The organism is Mesorhizobium sp. M3A.F.Ca.ET.175.01.1.1, assembly GCF_004791945.1.
GTDB lineage: Bacteria > Pseudomonadota > Alphaproteobacteria > Rhizobiales > Rhizobiaceae > Mesorhizobium.
In genome coordinates, this window is the sequence record NZ_SRTP01000311.1 from 1 (window position 1) to 303 (window position 303).

Sequence of the window (303 nt, forward strand, 5' to 3'; positions counted from 1 at the left end):
TTCAGCGGCGCCGCGATCAGGATCGCCCCTTTCGGCGGCAGCTGGTCGAGATTGCAGAGGCTCGCCAGACCATAGCGGTTGGCCTTGTGCATCAGCGTGTGCGCCGGGAACGGCGGCTCCATGCCGCCGGCCTTGCCGGCATCGGTGCCGATCGTCTCGGAGCCCCAGCCCTTGATGTCCTTGCTGATCAGGAACTGGATAGCTTCGGCCGTCGGTCCGGGCGTGTGCGGGCCGGTCTCGTTGGCGTTGAGGAATTCGGCCTCCGAGCCGTTGCGCTTGTACCAGTCGGTGCGCATCACCACC

At 66.7% G+C, this 303-nt stretch carries 1 protein-coding gene; it reads right to left on the reverse strand.

What is annotated here, in order from left to right; translation table 11 throughout:
• The coding region (locus tag EN818_RS31775; protein ID WP_189524011.1) for a cyclase family protein at window positions 1-303 on the reverse strand (303 nt) is incomplete at both ends.